The 17448-nt window shown below is 68.9% G+C and carries 16 protein-coding genes and 1 pseudogene; 12 read left to right on the top strand and 5 right to left on the bottom strand.

Annotation, left to right across the window (positions count from 1 at the left end; genetic code table 11):
* Positions 1–47: 47 nt before the first annotated feature.
* The 7 genes from QFZ67_RS11950 (at position 48) to QFZ67_RS11920 (ending at position 6616) form a co-directional block, all read left to right on the top strand.
* On the top strand, positions 48–593 hold the full coding sequence (locus tag QFZ67_RS11950; RefSeq protein WP_307665813.1) for a F0F1 ATP synthase subunit B: 546 nt from the start codon (positions 48–50) through the stop codon (positions 591–593).
* Complete coding sequence (locus tag QFZ67_RS11945) at positions 590–1405, top strand: F0F1 ATP synthase subunit delta (protein WP_307661066.1); 816 nt, start codon at positions 590–592, stop codon at positions 1403–1405. Before QFZ67_RS11950 ends, QFZ67_RS11945 begins: the two co-directional genes overlap by 4 nt.
* Before the next feature lie 131 nt (positions 1406–1536).
* Positions 1537–3129, top strand: coding sequence for a F0F1 ATP synthase subunit alpha (gene atpA / locus QFZ67_RS11940; protein ID WP_307661065.1), 1593 nt, complete (start codon positions 1537–1539; stop codon positions 3127–3129).
* A gap of 20 nt (positions 3130–3149) precedes the next feature.
* On the top strand, positions 3150–4067 hold the full coding sequence (locus tag QFZ67_RS11935; RefSeq protein WP_307661064.1) for a F0F1 ATP synthase subunit gamma: 918 nt from the start codon (positions 3150–3152) through the stop codon (positions 4065–4067).
* Positions 4067–5509, top strand: coding sequence for a F0F1 ATP synthase subunit beta (gene atpD, locus QFZ67_RS11930; protein ID WP_307661063.1), 1443 nt, complete (start codon positions 4067–4069; stop codon positions 5507–5509). Before QFZ67_RS11935 ends, atpD begins: the two co-directional genes overlap by 1 nt.
* A 110-nt stretch (positions 5510–5619) precedes the next feature.
* Entirely contained in the window at positions 5620–5994 is a 375-nt protein-coding gene (locus tag QFZ67_RS11925) for a F0F1 ATP synthase subunit epsilon (RefSeq protein WP_307661062.1), read from the top strand.
* 172 nt (positions 5995–6166) lie between these two features.
* Complete coding sequence (locus QFZ67_RS11920; RefSeq protein ID WP_307661061.1) at positions 6167–6616, top strand: DUF2550 domain-containing protein; 450 nt, start codon at positions 6167–6169, stop codon at positions 6614–6616.
* Between the two features lie 67 nt (positions 6617–6683).
* Here QFZ67_RS11920 and QFZ67_RS11915 read toward each other — a convergent pair whose 3' ends face one another.
* The 3 genes from QFZ67_RS11915 to QFZ67_RS11905 all read right to left on the bottom strand — a co-directional run bounded on the left by QFZ67_RS11915 (position 6684) and on the right by QFZ67_RS11905 (position 10533).
* Entirely contained in the window at positions 6684–8531 is a 1848-nt protein-coding gene (locus QFZ67_RS11915; RefSeq protein WP_373429988.1) for a glycosyl hydrolase family 18 protein, read from the bottom strand.
* A 158-nt stretch (positions 8532–8689) separates the two neighbouring features.
* Positions 8690–9340 (bottom strand): response regulator transcription factor, encoded by a 651-nt coding sequence (locus QFZ67_RS11910; RefSeq protein ID WP_307661060.1) that lies wholly within the window; start codon positions 9338–9340, stop codon positions 8690–8692.
* Complete coding sequence (locus QFZ67_RS11905) at positions 9337–10533, bottom strand: sensor histidine kinase (protein ID WP_307661059.1); 1197 nt, start codon at positions 10531–10533, stop codon at positions 9337–9339. Before QFZ67_RS11905 ends, QFZ67_RS11910 begins: the two co-directional genes overlap by 4 nt.
* Before the next feature lie 162 nt (positions 10534–10695).
* Between QFZ67_RS11905 and QFZ67_RS11900 the strand changes: the two genes are divergently transcribed.
* Complete coding sequence (locus tag QFZ67_RS11900) at positions 10696–11262, top strand: hypothetical protein (protein ID WP_307661058.1); 567 nt, start codon at positions 10696–10698, stop codon at positions 11260–11262.
* Here the strand turns inward: QFZ67_RS11900 and QFZ67_RS11895 are convergent.
* Positions 11259–11831: a cob(I)yrinic acid a,c-diamide adenosyltransferase gene (locus QFZ67_RS11895; RefSeq protein ID WP_307661057.1), complete on the bottom strand. Its 573-nt coding sequence runs from the start codon at positions 11829–11831 to the stop codon at positions 11259–11261. The genes QFZ67_RS11900 and QFZ67_RS11895 overlap by 4 nt on opposite strands.
* Positions 11832–12067: 236 nt before the next feature.
* On the opposite strand from QFZ67_RS11895, the gene QFZ67_RS11890 reads away from it, so the two are divergent.
* The 3 genes and pseudogenes from QFZ67_RS11890 (at position 12068) to QFZ67_RS11880 (ending at position 15987) form a co-directional block, all read left to right on the top strand.
* Positions 12068–12916 (top strand): 3-hydroxyacyl-CoA dehydrogenase family protein, encoded by an 849-nt coding sequence (locus tag QFZ67_RS11890; protein WP_307661056.1) that lies wholly within the window; start codon positions 12068–12070, stop codon positions 12914–12916.
* Positions 12917–13064: 148 nt separating this feature from the next.
* The gene (locus QFZ67_RS11885; RefSeq protein ID WP_100109176.1) at positions 13065–13388 is read left to right on the top strand and encodes an STAS domain-containing protein; all 324 of its coding nucleotides are present in this window, start codon (positions 13065–13067) and stop codon (positions 13386–13388) included.
* A gap of 156 nt (positions 13389–13544) precedes the next feature.
* Positions 13545–15987: pseudogene (locus QFZ67_RS11880) on the top strand (ATP-binding protein).
* Between the two features lie 76 nt (positions 15988–16063).
* Here the strand turns inward: QFZ67_RS11880 and nucS are convergent.
* Positions 16064–16726 carry an endonuclease NucS gene (gene nucS, locus QFZ67_RS11875; protein WP_307661055.1) on the bottom strand — a complete coding sequence of 221 codons (663 nt, stop codon included), beginning with the start codon at positions 16724–16726 and terminating at the stop codon, positions 16064–16066.
* Between the two features lie 240 nt (positions 16727–16966).
* Here nucS and QFZ67_RS11870 point away from each other — a divergent pair, with 240 nt between their 5' ends.
* Positions 16967–17359 (top strand): SCO5389 family protein, encoded by a 393-nt coding sequence (locus tag QFZ67_RS11870; protein ID WP_307661054.1) that lies wholly within the window; start codon positions 16967–16969, stop codon positions 17357–17359.
* Positions 17360–17448: the final 89 nt, after the last annotated feature.

Genomic DNA, 17448 nt, shown 5'->3' with positions numbered 1-17448 from the left:
GCGACGACTAGCCTCTTTCGACGAAAGGCACTGATGTGAACCTCGCCATGATCTTGGCGCAAGAGGGTGAGAAGGAGAATCCCCTCATTCCGCCGTGGCCTGAGGTGGCCATCGGTCTGATCGCCTTTGCCATCGTTTTCGGCTTCCTCGCCAAGAAGCTCCTCCCGAACATCAACAAGGTTCTGGAAGAGCGTCGCGAGGCCATCGAGGGTGGCATCGAGAAGGCCGATGCGGCCAAGATCGAGGCCGAGAGCGTGCTCGAGCAGTACAAGGCTCAGCTCGCCGAGGCCCGCCACGAGGCCGCTCGGATGCGCCAGGAGGCGACCGAGCAGGGCACCGCGATCATCCAGGAGATGAAGGCGGAAGGTCAGCGGCAGCGTGAGGAAATCATCGCGGCCGGCCACGCCCAGCTCGAGGCCGACCGCAAGGCAGCGGCTGCGACGCTGCGTCAGGACGTGGGCAAGCTCGCCGTCGCCCTGGCCGGCAAGCTCGTCGGTGAGTCCCTCGAGGACCACGCCCGGCAGAGCCGCACCATCGACCGCTTCCTCGATGAGCTCGAGGACAGCACTTCGAAGGCCGAGGCCGCGCGATGAACGGAGCGAGCCGCGAGGCGCTGGCTGCCGCACGCGAGTCCCTTGACGCGCTGACCGACAACACGTCGGTCGACGTCGCCAAGCTCGCGGAGGAGCTCGCCGCCGTCACCACGCTGCTCCACCGTGAGGTGTCGCTGCGTCGGGTCCTGACCGACCCGGCGCAGGCCGGTGAGGCCAAGGCCGAGCTGGTGGGACGCCTGCTGGCCGGTCAGGTGGGCGGCGAGACCGTCGACCTGATCTCCGGCATGGTGCGTTCTCGCTGGTCGCAGTCGCGCGACCTGGTCGACTCGGTCGAGGAGCTGGCGGCCACCGCCGACCTCACCGTCGCCCAGCGGGCCGACGCGCTCGACAACGTCGAGGACGAGCTGTTCCGGTTCGGCCGGATCATCGACTCCAGCCCCGAGCTGCGGTCCGCGCTGACCGACAAGTCGGCCCCGGCGTCCGCCAAGGGCGAGCTGCTGCGCAGCCTGCTCGGCGGGAAGGCCAATCCGGTCACCGAGCGTCTGGTTGTCCGTCTTGTTACCCAGCCCCGGGGACGTAGCCTGGAAGCTGGACTCGAGTCCCTGTCCAAGCTCGCCGCGGCGCGCCGGGACCGGATGGTCGCGGTCGTCACCTCGGCGGTGCCGCTGAGCGATCAGCAGAAGCAGCGCCTCGGCGCGAGCCTTGCGCGGATCTACGGCCGCGAGATGCACCTCAACCTCGACGTGGACCCCGAGGTCCTCGGCGGGATCGCGGTGCGCGTCGGCGACGAGATGATCAACGGCACCATCGCGGACCGTTTCGACGAGGCGACTCGTCGCATCGCCGGCTGACCAGCCACCAACTGAACACAGCAGTACGAGCGGCCCGGTTGGGCCGTGCAGAGATTGCAGAAGATTCCTGGGGGTCGGCCCCCAGACCCCTTAAGAAACTTCGGGCCCAACAAGGAGAGCAGGGAACCCAGATGGCGGAGCTCACGATCCGGCCGGAGGAGATCCGGGACGCGCTGGAGAACTTTGTCCAGTCGTACCAGCCGGACGCGGCCTCGCGCGAGGAGGTCGGTACGGTCAGCGTTGCCGGCGACGGCATTGCGAAGGTCGAGGGTCTTCCCTCGGCCATGGCGAACGAGCTGCTGAAGTTCGAGGACGGCACCCTCGGTCTCGCCCTCAACCTCGAGGAGCGCGAGATCGGTGCGGTCGTCCTCGGCGAGTTCAGCGGTATCGAGGAGGGCCAGCCGGTGCAGCGCACCGGTGAGGTTCTCTCCGTCGCTGTCGGCGAGGGCTACCTGGGTCGCGTCGTCGACCCGCTCGGCAACCCGATCGACGGCCTCGGCGAGATCGAGTCCGACGGCCGCCGCGCCCTCGAGCTGCAGGCCCCGGGCGTCATGGTCCGTAAGTCGGTGCACGAGCCGATGCAGACCGGCTACAAGGCCGTCGACGCAATGGTGCCGATCGGCCGTGGCCAGCGTCAGCTGATCATTGGCGACCGTCAGACCGGCAAGACCGCTCTGGCCGTCGACACGATCATCAACCAGCGCGACAACTGGCGCTCGGGCGACGTGAAGAAGCAGGTCCGCTGCATCTACGTCGCCATCGGCCAGAAGGGCTCCACCATCGCGTCCGTGCGCGGTGCGCTGGAGGAGGCGGGCGCGCTCGAGTACACGACGATCGTCGCCGCCCCGGCGTCCGACCCGGCCGGCTTCAAGTACCTGGCGCCGTACACCGGCTCGGCCATCGGCCAGCACTGGATGTACCAGGGCAAGCACGTCCTGATCATCTTCGACGACCTGTCGAAGCAGGCCGACGCCTACCGCGCCGTGTCGCTGCTGCTGCGCCGTCCGCCGGGCCGCGAGGCTTACCCCGGTGACGTCTTCTACCTGCACTCTCGTCTCCTCGAGCGTTGCGCGAAGCTGTCGGACGAGATGGGCGCCGGTTCGATGACGGGACTCCCGATCGTCGAGACCAAGGCGAACGACGTGTCGGCGTTCATCCCGACCAACGTCATCTCCATCACCGACGGCCAGTGCTTCCTGGAGTCCGACCTGTTCAACGCCGGCCAGCGTCCGGCCCTGAACGTCGGTATCTCGGTCTCCCGCGTCGGTGGCTCCGCCCAGCACAAGGCCATGAAGCAGGTCTCCGGCCGTCTTCGTGTGGACCTCGCCCAGTACCGCGAGCTGGAGGCGTTCGCCGCCTTCGGTTCCGACCTGGACGCGGCTTCCAAGGCGCAGATGGAGCGCGGCAAGCGCATGGTCGAGCTCCTCAAGCAGGCTCAGTACCAGCCGATGCCCGTCGAGGAGCAGGTCGTCTCCGTCTGGGCCGGCACCACCGGCAAGATGGACGACGTCCCGGTCCAGGACATCCGCCGCTTCGAGACCGAGCTGCTCGAGCACCTGCGCCGCGAGCGCAAGGAGCTGCTGACCAGCATCGCCGAGGGCGGCAAGATGTCCGACGACACCCTCCAGGCCATCGGCGACGCGATCGCCGCCTTCAAGCGTCAGTTCGAGACCTCGGACGGCAAGCTTCTGGGCGAAGACGCGCCGGTCAGCACGGCCAAGTGACGACGGAAGGGACCTGACTCATGGGAGCCCAGCTCCGGGTCTACAAGCGTCGCATCAAATCCGTCACCGCGACCAAGAAGATCACCAAGGCGATGGAGATGATCGCCGCCTCGCGCATCGTCAAGGCGCAGCGCCAGGTGGCGGCCTCCACGCCGTACGCGACCGAGCTCACCCGCGCGGTGACCGCGGTGGCGACGGGGTCGAACACCAAGCACCCGCTGACCACCGAGGTGGACGCTCCGGTCCGTGCCGCGATCCTGCTCATCACGAGCGACCGCGGTCTGGCCGGCGGCTACTCCGCCAACGCCATCAAGGCGGCGGAGCAGCTCACCGAGCGGCTCCGCGGCGAGGGCAAGGAGGTCGACGCGTACATCGTCGGCCGCAAGGGTGTCGCGTACTACGGCTTCCGTGAGCGCAAGGTCACGGAGTCGTGGACCGGCTTCACCGACAACCCGACCTACGCCGACGCCAAGAAGGTCGCAGGACCGCTGATCGCGGCCGTCCAGCAGGACACGGCCGAGGGCGGCGTGGACGAGCTCCACATCGTCTTCACCGAGTTCGTCTCGATGCTGACGCAGACGCCGGTGCAGAACCGGTTGCTGCCGCTCAGCCTCGAGGAGGCCGCGGAAGAGTCCGGCACCAAGGGCGAGATCCTTCCGCTGTTCGACTTCGAGCCGTCGGCGGAGGACGTCCTCGACGCCCTGCTGCCGCGCTACGTCGAGAGCCGGATCTACAACGCGCTGCTCCAGGCCGCTGCTTCCAAGCACGCTGCCACCCGCCGCGCGATGAAGTCGGCGACCGACAACGCCGGGGAGCTCATCAAGAGCCTCTCCCGGCTTGCCAACGCGGCCCGCCAGGCCGAAATCACCCAGGAAATCAGCGAGATCGTCGGTGGCGCCAGCGCCCTGGCCGACGCGACCGCGGGGAGTGACAAGTAATGACGACGACAGTTGAGACGGCCGCCGCCACGGGCCGCGTCGCCCGGGTGATCGGCCCGGTCGTCGACGTGGAGTTCCCCGTCGACGCGATGCCGGAGATCTACAACGCGCTGACCGTTCAGGTCGCCGACCCTGCTCAGGACGGCCAGCTCAAGATGCTGACGCTCGAGGTTGCCCAGCACCTCGGCGAGGGCATCGTGCGCGCCATCTCGATGCAGCCCACCGACGGTCTGGTCCGCCAGGCCGCGGTGACCAACACGGGTGCGGGCATCACCGTGCCGGTCGGTGACTTCACCAAGGGCAAGGTGTTCAACACCCTCGGTGAGGTGCTGAACGTGCCCGAGGCCAACAGCGAGACCACCGAGCGCTGGCCCATTCACCGCAAGGCCCCCAGCTTCGATCAGCTCGAGTCGAAGACCGAGATGTTCGAGACCGGCGTCAAGGTCATCGACCTTCTCACCCCGTACGTCAAGGGTGGAAAGATCGGTCTGTTCGGTGGTGCCGGTGTCGGCAAGACCGTTCTGATCCAGGAAATGATCTACCGCGTCGCCAACCTGCACGAGGGTGTGTCGGTGTTCGCGGGCGTCGGTGAGCGTACCCGTGAGGGCAACGACCTCATCGAGGAGATGAGCGAGTCCGGCGTCATCGACAAGACCGCCCTGGTCTTCGGTCAGATGGACGAGCCGCCGGGCACCCGTCTGCGCGTCGCCCTGGCCGGTCTGACCATGGCGGAGTACTTCCGCGATGTGCAGAAGCAGGACGTGCTCTTCTTCATCGACAACATCTTCCGGTACACCCAGGCCGGCTCCGAGGTGTCCACCCTGCTCGGCCGTATGCCGTCCGCGGTGGGTTACCAGCCGAACCTGGCCGACGAGATGGGTACGCTGCAGGAGCGCATCACCTCGACGCGTGGTCACTCGATCACCTCGATGCAGGCGATCTACGTCCCCGCGGACGACCTGACCGACCCGGCCCCGGCCACCACCTTCGCCCACCTCGACGCGACGACGGTTCTGTCCCGTCCGATCTCCGAGAAGGGCATCTACCCGGCCGTGGACCCGCTGGACTCCACGTCCCGGATCCTGGACCCGCGCTACATCGCGCAGGACCACTACGACGCCGCCACGCGCGTCAAGGGAATCCTGCAGAAGTACAAGGACCTCCAGGACATCATCGCGATCCTCGGTATCGACGAGCTGGGCGAGGAGGACAAGCTTGTTGTCCACCGTGCCCGTCGCGTCGAGCGCTTCCTGTCGCAGAACACCCACGTCGCCAAGCAGTTCACCGGCGTGGACGGTTCGGACGTGCCGCTCGAGGAGTCGATCGCCGCGTTCAACTCGATCTGTGACGGTGAGTACGACCACTTCCCCGAGCAGGCGTTCTTCATGTGCGGTGGCATTGAGGACCTCAAGGCCAACGCCAAGGAGCTCGGCGTCTCCTGAGTCCGCTGACTCGTGAAGGGGGGCGGGTGCGTCCCGCCCCCCTTCGTACGCCTACTAGAATTGACCCAACACCCGGCAGAAGTGCCGGGTGGTGACCCGAGGAGCCACCCTTGGCTGCTGAGCTGCATGTCGAGCTGGTCGCCGCGGACCGCAGCGTCTGGTCCGGCGAGGCCACCATGGTCGTCGCGCGCACCACGTCCGGCGACATCGGCGTCATGCCCGGTCACCAGCCGCTGCTCGGTGTGCTGGAGTCGGGCCCGGTGACCATCCGTACGAGCGAGGGCGGGACCGTCGTCGCCGCTGTGCACGGCGGTTTCATCTCGTTCGCCGACAACAAACTGTCCCTGCTGGCGGAGATCGCCGAGCTGGCGGACGAGATCGATGCCCAGCGCGCGGAGCGTGCGCTGGAGCGCGCAAAGTCGGACGACGACGACGCCGCCGAGCGGCGCGCCGATGTCCGGCTGCGTGCGGTGGCGGTGCACTGAGCACCCCGCCGACAGTCCCTTCGGGGGTCTGGGGGTCGTTCCCCGGACAGACTCAGTCTCAGCCGCGGCCCGGGCTGGATTTCTCCAGACCGTGCCGCGGCTGAGGCAATGCAGGTGCACGTGGGATTGCGTGTGCGACTAGGACGAAAACGATGCGAGGAGGTCGGTGGAGATGTTCCTCGCTCTGCTTGTGAGCGGCCTGGTTGTCGTCACACTGGTTGCGGTCGGGCTGTTCGTCTTCGGACTGCGACGGCGGCTGATCCAGCGCTCGGGCGGCACCTTTGACTGCAGTCTGCGCTGGAATGTCCCGGAGGAGACCGACCTCTCCGGCAAGGGCTGGGTGTATGGCGTCGCCCGCTACAGCGGTGACCGGATCATGTGGTTCCGGGTCTTCTCGTACGCCCCCCGCCCGCGGCGTGTCCTGGAGCGCTCGGCGATCGAGGTCATCGCGCGCCGCACTCCCGAGGGTGAGGAGGAGCTGGCGCTGCTCTCCGACGCGGTGGTGCTCGGCTGTCTGCACCGGGGGACGCGGCTGGAGCTGGCGATGAGCGAGGACGCGCTCACCGGCTTCCTCGCCTGGCTGGAGGCGGCGCCGCCCGGCCAGAGAGTCAATGTGGCCTAGACGCAAGACGCAAGACGCACAGCGAAGCCCGGGAGTCAGGCTCTCCCGGGCTTCGCCGTTCGTACGGCTACTGAAGACCGCTGCTGATCGCGTTCGCCAGTTCTCCGTTGCTGGTGTCGCCGCTGAACTCCCAGAAGAACGCGCCCTTGAGGCCCTGGCTCTTCACGTAGTTCATCTTCCCGCTGATGGTGGCCGGGGTGTCATAGCTCCACCACTGGGTGCCGCAGTGTGCGTAGGCGGTCCCGGCGACGGTGCCGGTGGTGGGGCACTTGGTCTTGAGCTCCTTGTAGTCGTCGATGCCCTGCTCGTACTTTCCGGGGGCCGGTCCGGTGGCCGAGCCGCCGGGCGCCGCCTGGGTGACGCCGGTCCAGCCGCGGCCGTAGAAACCGATGCCCAGGTTCAGCTTGCTGCCCGCGATCCCCTTGCCCTTGAGCTTCTGGATCGCCGCGTCGGAGTTGAAGCCCTGCTGCGGGATGCCGGAGTACGAGGTGAGAGGGGAGTGCGGGGCGGTGGGGCCCTGTGCGGCCCAGGCGCCGAAGAAGTCGTACGTCATCACGTTGTAGAAGTCGACGTACTGGGCGGCGCCGGCGTAGTCGGCCGCGTCGATCTTGCCGCCGGATGACGCGTCCGCGGTGATGGCCGCGGTGACGAGCTTGCTGCCGAACTTGGCGCGCATCGCCTGCATCATGTTCTTGAAGGACGCGGCGCCGCTGGTGTCGCAGGACAGACCGCAGGCGTTCGGGTACTCCCAGTCCAGGTCGATGCCGTCGAAGAGCCCGGCCCAGCGTGGGTCGTTGAGCAGGTCGTAGCAGGACTGGGCGAAGGCCGTCGGGTTCGCCGCGGCCTGGCCGAAGCCGCCGGACCAGGTCCAGCCGCCGAACGACCACAGCACCTTGATGTTCGGGTACTGCGCCTTGAGCTTCTTCAGCTGGTTGAAGTTGCCGCGCAGCGGCTGGTCCCAGGTGTCGGCGACGCCGTCGACGCTCTGGTCGGCGGTGTACGACTTCTCGTACGCCGGGAAGGCCTCGCCGACTGTGCACTTACCGCCTTGGACGTTGCCGAAGGCGTAGTTGATGTGCGTGATCTTCGAGGCGGAGCCGCTGGTGACCAGATTCTTGACGTGGTAGTTGCGGTCGTAGACGCCCCACTCGGTGAAGTAGCCGAGCTTGACCTTGCTGCCAGGGTCGGGGTTGCTGCCGCCGGTGGTGCGCACCGCGCGGGCGCCGCTGACCGGTCCTGTCTGGTCGGCGGTGTCACGGGCCTGGACGGTGTACGAGTAGTCGGTACCGGCGGTCAGCCCGGTGTTCGTGTACGTCGTGCCGGTCACCGTCGCGATCTTGGCGCCGTCACGCAGCACGTCGTAGTTCTTGATGCCCTTGTCGTCGGTGGCGGCGGTCCAGGTCAGCTTCACCGAGGTGTTGGTGATGTCGGACGCGCTCGGGGTGCCGGGGGCGGACGGCGGGTTGTCGCCGGGGACGCTGCCGCCGTCGCAGGAGGCGCCGTTGAGCTTGCAGCCGGAGGGGGCGCCGGAGCCGGTGCCATTGAAGCCGAAGGAGATGGATGCGCCCGCGGCGAGAGTGCCGTTGTACGACTTGTTCTTGGCGGTCCAGTGGGTGCCGGAGCTGGTGACGTCCGCGTCCCAGGCGGAGGTGACCGCGGTGCCCGAGGGGAAGTCCCACTCGACGGTCCAGGAACTGAGCGATGTGGTGCCGGTGTTCTTCACCGTCCACTTGCCTTCGAAGCCGGTGCCCCAGTCGGAGACCTTGGCGTAGGTGGCGGTCGCCGAGGGAGCGGCCTCGGCGGGGGAGGCGAGGCCGACCATGGCGGCGAGGGGGAGGAGCAGCGCGGTCAGTCCCGCGACGGCTCTGGATCTGAGTCTGAATCTGGTGCTGTGCAGTGGGGGTTGCGTGTTCACGGGTGCTCCTCGAGAGGTCCGGACGATCCGGGGTGGTCCGTGCACTGCGCACCCTGCGTGGCTCACCGCAGCGTGTCTTTGCGGTGAGAGTAGGAAGGTCTGGACCAATCGTCAATAGGTCCAGACCAAAGGTGTGAGAGGTGGGGAAGGGAGCAGAGCTAGATGCCCAACTCCTGTACCAGAACCGCCGCTTGGACCCGGCTGCGCATCTCCAGCTTGCCCAGCAGCCGGCTCACATGGGTCTTCACCGTGGCCTCCGCCATGTCGAGGTGTCCCGCGATCTCGGCGTTCGACATGCCCTTGCCGAGACACGACAGCACCTCGCGCTCGCGCCGGGTCAGCACATCGAGGATCGCGGCGTCGGGCGCGTCCGGGGATCGCGGGGGAGTCGGCGCAGCGAACTCCGCGATCAGCCGGCGGGTCACAGCAGGCGCGATCAGCCCCTCGCCGCGCGCCACCGTGCGCACCGCCTCCAGCAGATCCTTGGCATCGGTGTTCTTCAGCAGGAAGCCCGCGGCCCCCGCCCGCAGCGCCCCGAAGACGTACTCGTCCAGATCGAACGTGGTCAGTACGAGTACGTCGGCGAGCTGTTCGGCGACGACCTGCCGGGTCGCCGACACCCCGTCGAGCCGCGGCATCTGAACATCCATCAGCACCAGGTCCGGGCGCAGCTCGCGGGCCAGCCGCACGGCTTCCTCGCCGTCCGCCGCCTCGCCGGCCACCTCGATGTCCGGCGCGCTGCGCAGGATGAGGACCAGACCGGCGCGTACGGCACTCTGGTCCTCCGCGACCAGTACCCGGATCGTCATGCCTTCCGGTTCCCTTCCTCGACGGGCAGTTCCGCCCGCACCTGCCAGATCTTGCGGCCGTCGCCATTGGTCACCGGTCCCGACTCGAACTGCCCGTCCAGCAGCGCCACACGCTCGCGCATGCCGACCAGACCGGCCCCCGAGCCGGGGGCGCGCGGCCCGGGCCGGTCGCCGTACGGGCTGGTGACCCGTACCGTCAGCGTCCGCTCGTCCTGCGCCAGGGCCACCCTGATCCGGCCCGGCGACGCGTGCTTGAGGGCGTTGGTCAGCGACTCCTGGATGATGCGGTACGCAGCGAGCTCGACCGGCGCGGGCAGCGCCAGGCCCGCCTCGCGGGTGTCTTCGAGCGTGCACTCCAGGCCGCTGGAGGCGCCGTTCGTCCGCGACTGATCGAGGAGCGCGTCGACACCGGCGAGTGTCGGCGCGGCGGCCGGCTCCGCGTCGCCGCCGCTGTCCCGCAGCAGCCCGATCAGCCGACGCATCTCGGCGAGCCCGTCGACGCTGTTCTCGCGGATGACGCCGAGCGCCTCGCGGGACGTCTTCGGGTCGTCGAGGGAGAGCGCGGCCGTGGAGTGGATCGCGATCGCCGAGAGATGGCCCGCGACCAGGTCGTGCAGCTCTCGGGCCATCCGGGCGCGCTCGGCGGTGACCGCCTGGGTGCGGTCGATCTCGGCGAGCAGGGCGGTTTGCTCGGCGCGCAGCTGGGCGGCTTCGGCAGCGTCGCGATGGGTGCGTACGCTCACGCCGGTCCAGGCCGGGACCACCGTCAATACGGCGAAGAGGAGGCCGGGCAGAATGGCCTGTGCATCCTGGTAGATGACGAGTGCGGTGACCGTGACGGCGGCGGTGGCCACCATGGACACGGCGGGGATACGGCGTGCGGCCGCGGGTGTGCCGTACAGAACGGCCGCGTAGACCAGATCCGTGAACATCGCGATGGTGGCGACATTCCCGACGGTGAACTGGTCGGCCAGCATCGTCAGACAGCCGATCGCCAGCGAGGTGTTCGGCATCGTCCGGCGCAGCAGCTCCGCCCCGCTCATCACGGCCAGCGGCACCAGCGCGAGCGAGCGCGGTTCGAAGCCCTGGTCGCTGTGGGTGTCCAGACCGAGCGACCACATCAGCAGGCCGCCGAGGAATCCGGCCACGGCGATGAGCACGTCGTCGCGGTGCGGGCGGGGGAAGGCGGTCACAGACCCATCAAACACGGCGGGCGGCGCGCGGGCCTCCACGTCCAGGGTGAAGGCCCGCCACATCCGGCTACATCGAAGGATGCAGTGCCACTTCGTCACTGGCGACGACGATCGGCGGCCGGGCGGACGGGAGGCTGGAATCCAGAACGAAGGGAGAGTGCTGTGATCGTCACGCTGATCGTGATCTGCGAGGTCGGCTTCTGGGTGCTGCTGGTCGCTGGACTGGCCTTGCGCTACCTGGCGAAGATGCCGCGTCTCGGGGCGGCCGTCCTGCTCTGCGAGCCGCTGCTGGAGGTCGTCCTGCTGGCCGTGACGGCGATCGACCTCAAGAACGGCGCCGAGCCGGACTGGAAGCACGGGCTCGCGGCCGTCTACATCGGCTTCACCGTGGCCCTGGGGCACCACACGATCAAGTGGGTCGACGCGAAGTTCGCGCACCGCTTCGCGGGCGGCCCGCCGCCCGTCAAGCGGCCGAAATACGGCGCGGCCCGCACAATCCACGAGTGGAAGACGACCATCCGCTGGATCACCGCCGCGGTGATCGCCATGGGCCTGCTCCAGGCCGCGATCTGGTACGTCGGAGGCGACGGCGACGTCGGCTCGCTGCGCAGTTGGCAGGAGACGATGCTCTTCCTCATCGGCATCAACGTGATCATCGCGGGGAGCTACACGCTCTTCCCGAAGCAGGCCGCGAAGTCCAAGCGCGAGCCCGTGCGCACTGAGCGTTAGCGCTCGCCTCCCGGCACCCAGAGCACGTCTCCGACCTCCTTGTTGGCCGTACGGGCCAGGATGAACAGGAGGTCGGAGAGGCGGTTGAGATACGTCGCGGTGAGCGGGTTCATGATCTCGCCGTGCACCTCGAGCGCCGCCCACGTCGAGCGCTCCGCGCGCCGTACGACCGTGCAGGACTGGTGCAGCAGCGCCGCGCCCGGTGTACCGCCGGGCAGGATGAAGCTGCGGAGCTTGTCCAGCTCCTCGTTGAAGCGGTCACAGTCCGCCTCCAGCTTGTCGATGTAGAACTGCTCGACCCGCAGTGGCGGATACTCCGGGTTCTCGACGACCGGGGTGGCGAGGTCCGCGCCCACGTCGAACAGGTCGTTCTGGACGCGGACGAGGACCTTCACGACCTCCTGCGGGAGCTGCCCGAGGGCGATGGCCGTGCCGATAACGGCATTGGCCTCATTGGCGTCGGCGTACGCCGCGATCCGCAGATCGGTCTTGGCCGTGCGGCTCATGTCGCCGAGGGCCGTCGTGCCCTGGTCGCCGGTACGGGTATAGATGCGCGTCAGATTGACCATGCACCCAGCCTAGGTTCTGTCCGGTCCGTCAGGCCGGATCAGGGAGCGCGGGGTGATCGGCCGCGAAGTGGGGAGAAGGTGCTCAAGTACGCGGTATGTGAACCTTGATGGGCCGTGCCGGTGTGATGTCCGTCATCTGAGACGTGACGCGCATCTCTTCACCGCCACACGGCTGCTCACGGGCGCTAACCTCCGCCGGAGAGCGGAAATGTAAACAGCTGTTAAGGGGTGCCGCAGTGGCCAGGAAGCTCGCCGTCATCGGGGCCGGACTCATGGGGTCCGGTATCGCGCAGGTCTCGGCCCAGGCGGGCTGGGAAGTCGTGCTGCGCGATGTCACCGACGCGGCCCTGACCCGCGGCACGGACGGCATCAAGGCCTCGTACGACAAGTTCGTCTCCAAGGGCAAGCTCGAAGCGGCCGACGCCGAGGCGGCATTGGCGCGCATCACCACCACCACCGACCTGGACGCCGCCGCCGACGCGGACATCGTCGTCGAGGCGGTCTTCGAGAAGCTCGAGGTCAAGCACGAGATCTTCCGTACGCTCGACAAGCTCGTACGGGACGACGCCGTCCTCGCCTCCAACACCTCCGCCATCCCGATCACGAAGATCGCGGCGGTGACGGAGCGTCCGGACCGCGTCGTCGGTGCGCACTTCTTCTCGCCCGTCCCGATGATGCAGCTGTGCGAGCTGGTGCGCGGCTACAAGACGAGCGACGAAACCCTCGCCACCACGCGGGAGTTCGCCGAGTCCGTCGGCAAGACCTGCATCGTCGTCAACCGCGATGTCGCCGGTTTTGTCACCACCCGCCTCATTTCGGCGCTGGTCGTCGAGGCCGCCAAGCTCTACGAATCGGGCGTCGCGACCGTCGAGGACATCGACATCGCCTGCAAGCTGGGCTTCGGTCACGCCATGGGGCCGCTCGCCACCGCCGACCTGACGGGCGTGGACATCCTGCTGCACGCCACGAGCAACATCTACACCGAGTCCCAGGACGAGAAGTTCGCGCCGCCGGAGCTGATGCGCCGGATGGTGGATGCGGGTGACATCGGTCGCAAGAGCGGGCAGGGCTTCTACAAGCACTGACCCTCATTGACCGGTTTGGTATCACCCTCTGGGGTGAATTCGGTATCGGTTCGCTTACAGACGGCAACTTCCTCGCCCGCACGGCAGTCAGTTGTTGCAAGACAGAAGAGACAGACACAGGGCACTGAAGCACTCACGGGGAGCGCATATGCACATCAGGGGCGACCACGCCGAGCTGGTCGTCGGGGGCCGCCTCGACGTCCGCAGCGCGGCGGACGCCCGTACGGTCCTGCACTCGGCCGTCGACGACGGAGTCGGCGACCTCGTGCTCGACCTGACCGACCTCGATTCCTGGGATGCCACCGGGCTCGGGGTCATCATGGGCGCGCACCGGCGGGCCGGCCGGTGCGGCCGCCGGCTGGTGCTGCGCGGTGTGCCGCCACAGATGCAGAGACTGCTCGTCGCCACCCGGCTGCACCGCATTCTCGCCATCGAAGGCGGCCTCGCGGCCGAATCGCTTCCTCGGGTCTGAACCGTACGACGCTCGCAATCCTCACGAGACTGTGACGTCACGGGCGGGGTGGCACCCCGGCCGTTCGTAGATACTGAGCGAACGTCTAGGGTTCGGTCGCCTGCCGAATTGACGGAACCGTGTGACAGGCACAGAGCATCCTGGGGGGCTTGGACCATGGACAACGACAGTTTCGGCGAGGGCGCGGGACAGGCGCGGCCCCCGCGCGACACCGGCACGCCCGACTTCGTACAGTCCGCGCCGGCGCTCGCCCGTACCGTCCAGCTCGTCGCGGGCGACTTCCTGCTCACGGTCAACCCCGTCGACGGCAGCGAGATAGAGCCCTGCCCGCCCGGCGGCCCCTCCCAGGCCGAAGGCCATGGGGGAGAACAGCCCGCGCGGCCCGACCCGGTACAGCGCCGAGGAGCGCACCGAGCGGCAGCGCGCGGCGCAGCCGCCCGTGCCGGCGGGCCCGCCCGCGCCGCGGCTCCCGCTGCTCGAGCGCGACGAGGAGCGCGAGCGGCTGGTACGACTGCTGGGCCGCGGTCGCTCGGTGCGGCTCACCGGGCCCGCGGGATCCGGGCGCAGCACCCTGCTCGACATCGTCGCCGAAGACTGCGCGAACCTCGCACCCGACGGAGTCGTACGCCTCAGCGGCTACCACCGCACGCCCACCGAGCTGCTGTACGAACTCTTCGCCGTCGTCCACAACGCGCCGCGGCACCGGCCCGACCGGGCGGGGCTGCTCGAGCACGTAAGGAACATCGGCGCGATCGTCGTACTCGACGACCTGGAGTTCGGCGGCGCCGCCCTCGGCGAGCTGCTGGACGCCGCGCCCGAGTGCGCCTTCCTGGTCGCCGCCACACCCGACATCGCGGCGCCCGCCGCCGACTCGCACCTCGAAGAGGTCTTCCTCGCGGGCCTCGGCCGCAGCGCCTCGCTGGAACTGCTGAAGCGCACCGTGGAGCGGCCGCTCACCGAGGACGAGGCGAACTGGGCCGGCGACCTCTGGTTCGAGTCCGAGGGCCTGCCGCTGCGCTTCGTGCAGGCGGGCGCGCTGCTGCGGCAGGCCGACAGCCGGCGTCCCGACCCGGAGGACTCCGACGGGTTCGGCGTTTTCGACGCGGTCGACGGTGTCGAGATCCCGCTGCCGACACTGGGCGAGGGGGCCGCGCCGGCGGCGCTGCTCGCCTCCCGGCTCAGCGAGTCCGCCCGCGACACCCTGCGCTTCGCCGTCGCGCTCGGCGGCGAGGTCCCGCACCAGGCGCATCTGCCGGCGCTCGTCGGTGACACGCACGCGGACGCCGCGCTCGGCGAGCTGATGAACTGCGGGCTGCTCTCACCGGTCGGCCCGCGCTACCGGCTGGCGGCCGGCGTGATCGCGCAGCTCACGGAGAAGGGTTACGCCGACGACGCGGCCGCCCACGCCCACACCGCCGCCCAGCACTACGCCTGGTGGGCCGGACACCCCTCGGTCACCCCCGAGCGGGCGGTGGCCGAGGCGGACGCCGTCCTCGCCGCGCTGACCGCGCTGGTCCCGGGGCAGGAGGCCGGACACCCCAGCGCGGCCGTACTGCTGGCCCACAGCGCCGCACCCGCTTTCGCGGCGGGGCTGCACTGGGCTGCCTGGGAGCGGGCCCTGCGCATCGGGTCCGAGGCGGCCCGTATATCGGGCGAAGTGGCCGAAGAGGCGTACTTCCACCATGAGTTGGGCGTACTGGCGCTCTGCACCGGCAGCCTGGAGCGGGCGCGCGCCGAGCTGGAGGCCTCGATCGGCATGCGCGGGGCGCTCGCCGACAAGCGCGGCACCGTCGCGGGACGCAGGGCGCTGGCGCTCGTCGCGGACCGCGCGGGCGGCCTCGTACTCGGCGGACGCACCCCGGCGGGCGAGGAGGTGCCGACCGCGCGCTACGAGGAGTCGGCGTCGCCGCCCGGAGGCGTACCGGCGGCCGTGCTGCCGCTGGGGGCCTCGGGGAAGTCGAAGCCGCCGGAGGAGCCCGCCACGCTGGTGGCGCGGCCGAAGTCGGCCGCGGGCGGCGCGAAGCTGCGCGGCCCCCTCTCCATCATCGGCGGCGCACGCCGCAACCTGGTCGCCGCGGGCGCGGGCGCGCTGCTGGCCGCGGTGCTCGGCACGGTGGTTACGCTCGGGGCGACCTCGGACCAGCAGGACCCGCCCGGCGGCAAGGTCAGGAACGGCCAGTCCGCGAACGAGGACGACGCGGACAACGGCCTGGATGCGGACGAGCCGACCGACGGCTCGACCCGCCGCCCGGGTGGCCCCGCGGACCCGACGGGGGCGGTGACGCCGGGCTCCAGCTCGTCGGCGAGTGAATCGTCGAAGCCGGGGGCCGAGCCGTCGTCGAATCCGTCGAAGCCGGGCGGGAAGCCGACGTCGTCAGGCAGGCCCCCGACGAATCCGGAGACCAAGCCGCCGACGACCCCGCCGACGAAGCCCCCGACGACTCCACCCTCTACGCCGCCGCCCTCTACGCCGCCTCCCACGTCGACCAGCCCGTCGCCGTCGAGCACGCCCGAAGGGTCAACCTCCGCCAGCGCTCCGATCACAACCAGCAGCGCCCCCGCGTCCTCCGCGAGCTCCAGCAGCTCGCCCGTCATCTGACGGCCACGAGAACGCAGTACGGCCCCGAGCGGCATCGCCGTCCGGGGCCGTCTCCGTACCCGTATCAGTACCGTCTTCAGAACAGCCTGAGCTTGTCGTCCTCGATGCCCCGCAGCGCGTCGTAGTCGAGCACCACACACCCGATCCCGCGGTCCGTCGCCAGCACCCGCGCCTGCGGCTTGATCTCCTGCGCCGCGAACACGCCCTTGACCGGCGCCAGATGGGGGTCGCGGTTCAGCAGCTCCAGATAGCGCGTGAGCTGCTCGACCCCGTCGATCTCACCGCGCCGCTTGATCTCCACAGCCACCGTCGCGCCGTCGGAGTCCCGGCACAGGATGTCCACCGGGCCGATGGCCGTGGGGTATTCGCGCCGGATCAGGCTGTATCCCTCGCCCAGCGTCTCGATGCGGTCGGCGAGCAGTTCCTGAAGGTGTGCCTCCACGCCGTCCTTGATCAGGCCGGGGTCCACGCCCAGTTCGTGCGAGGAGTCGTGGAGGATTTCCTCCATCGTAATGATCAGTTTCTCGCCCGCTTTGTTGATGACGGTCCAGACGCTGTCGTCACCCTCTTTGAGTGTGCAGGGAGGAGACATCCAGTTCAGTGGTTTGTACGCCCTGTCGTCCGCGTGGATGGAGACGCTTCCGTCTGCCTTGACCAGGATCAGACGGGGAGCGGAGGGCAGGTGGGCGGTGAGCCGGCCCGCGTAGTCGACGGAGCAGCGGGCGATGACAAGACGCATGGTCGGCAACGCTACTCGACACACGGCGCTGCGCGCGATTCGCCCCGGAAGCCCCGTTCGTAATTGGCCGGTTGTGTTCCCAATCTCCTGGTGCGCTCCGGACAGCGCACTTACCGTGGAAGCAGGAGGTTGTCGGTCGTGCACTCTGAGTCGTCATGCGTCGTTCGTATGCCGTCGCGCCCGTCATCCTCCTTCCCTGCCCGTAAGACCCCGTCCACCGGGGTCGCGAGAGGAGAACCCATGTCGCTCGACGTCTCACCGGCGCTGTTGGAACAGGCCGAGCGAGGCGAGGTCGACGAAGATGCCTTCGTCGACTGCGTCCGGACCTCCCTGCCCTTCGCATGGGAGATGATCAGTTCTCTGGTGGCTCAGCTGAAGGTGGACGGCGGCGACTTCGCCGACAACCAGACGCCTCCGCCGGACGAGCAGGCACGTGGTCAGCTGCTGCGCGCGCTCGCGAGTGACGCGATTCGCGGTGCGCTCCAGCGGCACTTCGGGGTGCGTCTGGCATTCCAGAACTGCCACCGCGTCGCGGTGTTCCCGCTGGACTCTTCGGTGGATGAGCGGCTCGCCCGCTTTACTTCCGTGCGAGCCCAGTTGCTCAACCAGTCGCCCGAACTGCGCGACTGCTGAAGTCTTTTGCTGCCGCTCCACACCGCGGGAGGTGCAACTGGTGTCGGAGCGGCAGCACCTCCGGTACGGCTCGGGCCGCAACGATCCCG

Origin of the sequence: Streptomyces sp. V1I1, from assembly GCF_030817355.1 — a bacterium.
Taxonomy (GTDB): domain Bacteria; phylum Actinomycetota; class Actinomycetes; order Streptomycetales; family Streptomycetaceae; genus Streptomyces.
The sequence above is the reverse complement of the archived record's forward strand: the minus strand, read 5'-3'. Positions and strand labels throughout refer to the sequence as shown.

Bases quoted from the DNA above. Each gene is read 5' to 3' on its own strand.
- nucS (WP_307661055.1), bottom strand. From the start codon at position 16,726: ATGCGTCTTGTCATCGCCCGCTGCTCCGTCGACTACGCGGGCCGGCTC.
- QFZ67_RS11950 (WP_307665813.1), top strand. From the start codon at position 48: ATGATCTTGGCGCAAGAGGGTGAGAAGGAGAATCCCCTCATTCCGCCG.
- QFZ67_RS11910 (WP_307661060.1), bottom strand. From the start codon at position 9,340: ATGACGATCCGGGTACTGGTCGCGGAGGACCAGAGTGCCGTACGCGCC.
- QFZ67_RS11920 (WP_307661061.1), top strand. From the start codon at position 6,167: ATGTTCCTCGCTCTGCTTGTGAGCGGCCTGGTTGTCGTCACACTGGTT.
- QFZ67_RS11885 (WP_100109176.1), top strand. From the start codon at position 13,065: ATGCACATCAGGGGCGACCACGCCGAGCTGGTCGTCGGGGGCCGCCTC.
- atpD (WP_307661063.1), top strand. From the start codon at position 4,067: ATGACGACGACAGTTGAGACGGCCGCCGCCACGGGCCGCGTCGCCCGG.
- QFZ67_RS11945 (WP_307661066.1), top strand. From the start codon at position 590: ATGAACGGAGCGAGCCGCGAGGCGCTGGCTGCCGCACGCGAGTCCCTT.
- QFZ67_RS11870 (WP_307661054.1), top strand. From the start codon at position 16,967: ATGTCGCTCGACGTCTCACCGGCGCTGTTGGAACAGGCCGAGCGAGGC.
- atpA (WP_307661065.1), top strand. From the start codon at position 1,537: ATGGCGGAGCTCACGATCCGGCCGGAGGAGATCCGGGACGCGCTGGAG.
- QFZ67_RS11935 (WP_307661064.1), top strand. From the start codon at position 3,150: ATGGGAGCCCAGCTCCGGGTCTACAAGCGTCGCATCAAATCCGTCACC.
- QFZ67_RS11895 (WP_307661057.1), bottom strand. From the start codon at position 11,831: ATGGTCAATCTGACGCGCATCTATACCCGTACCGGCGACCAGGGCACG.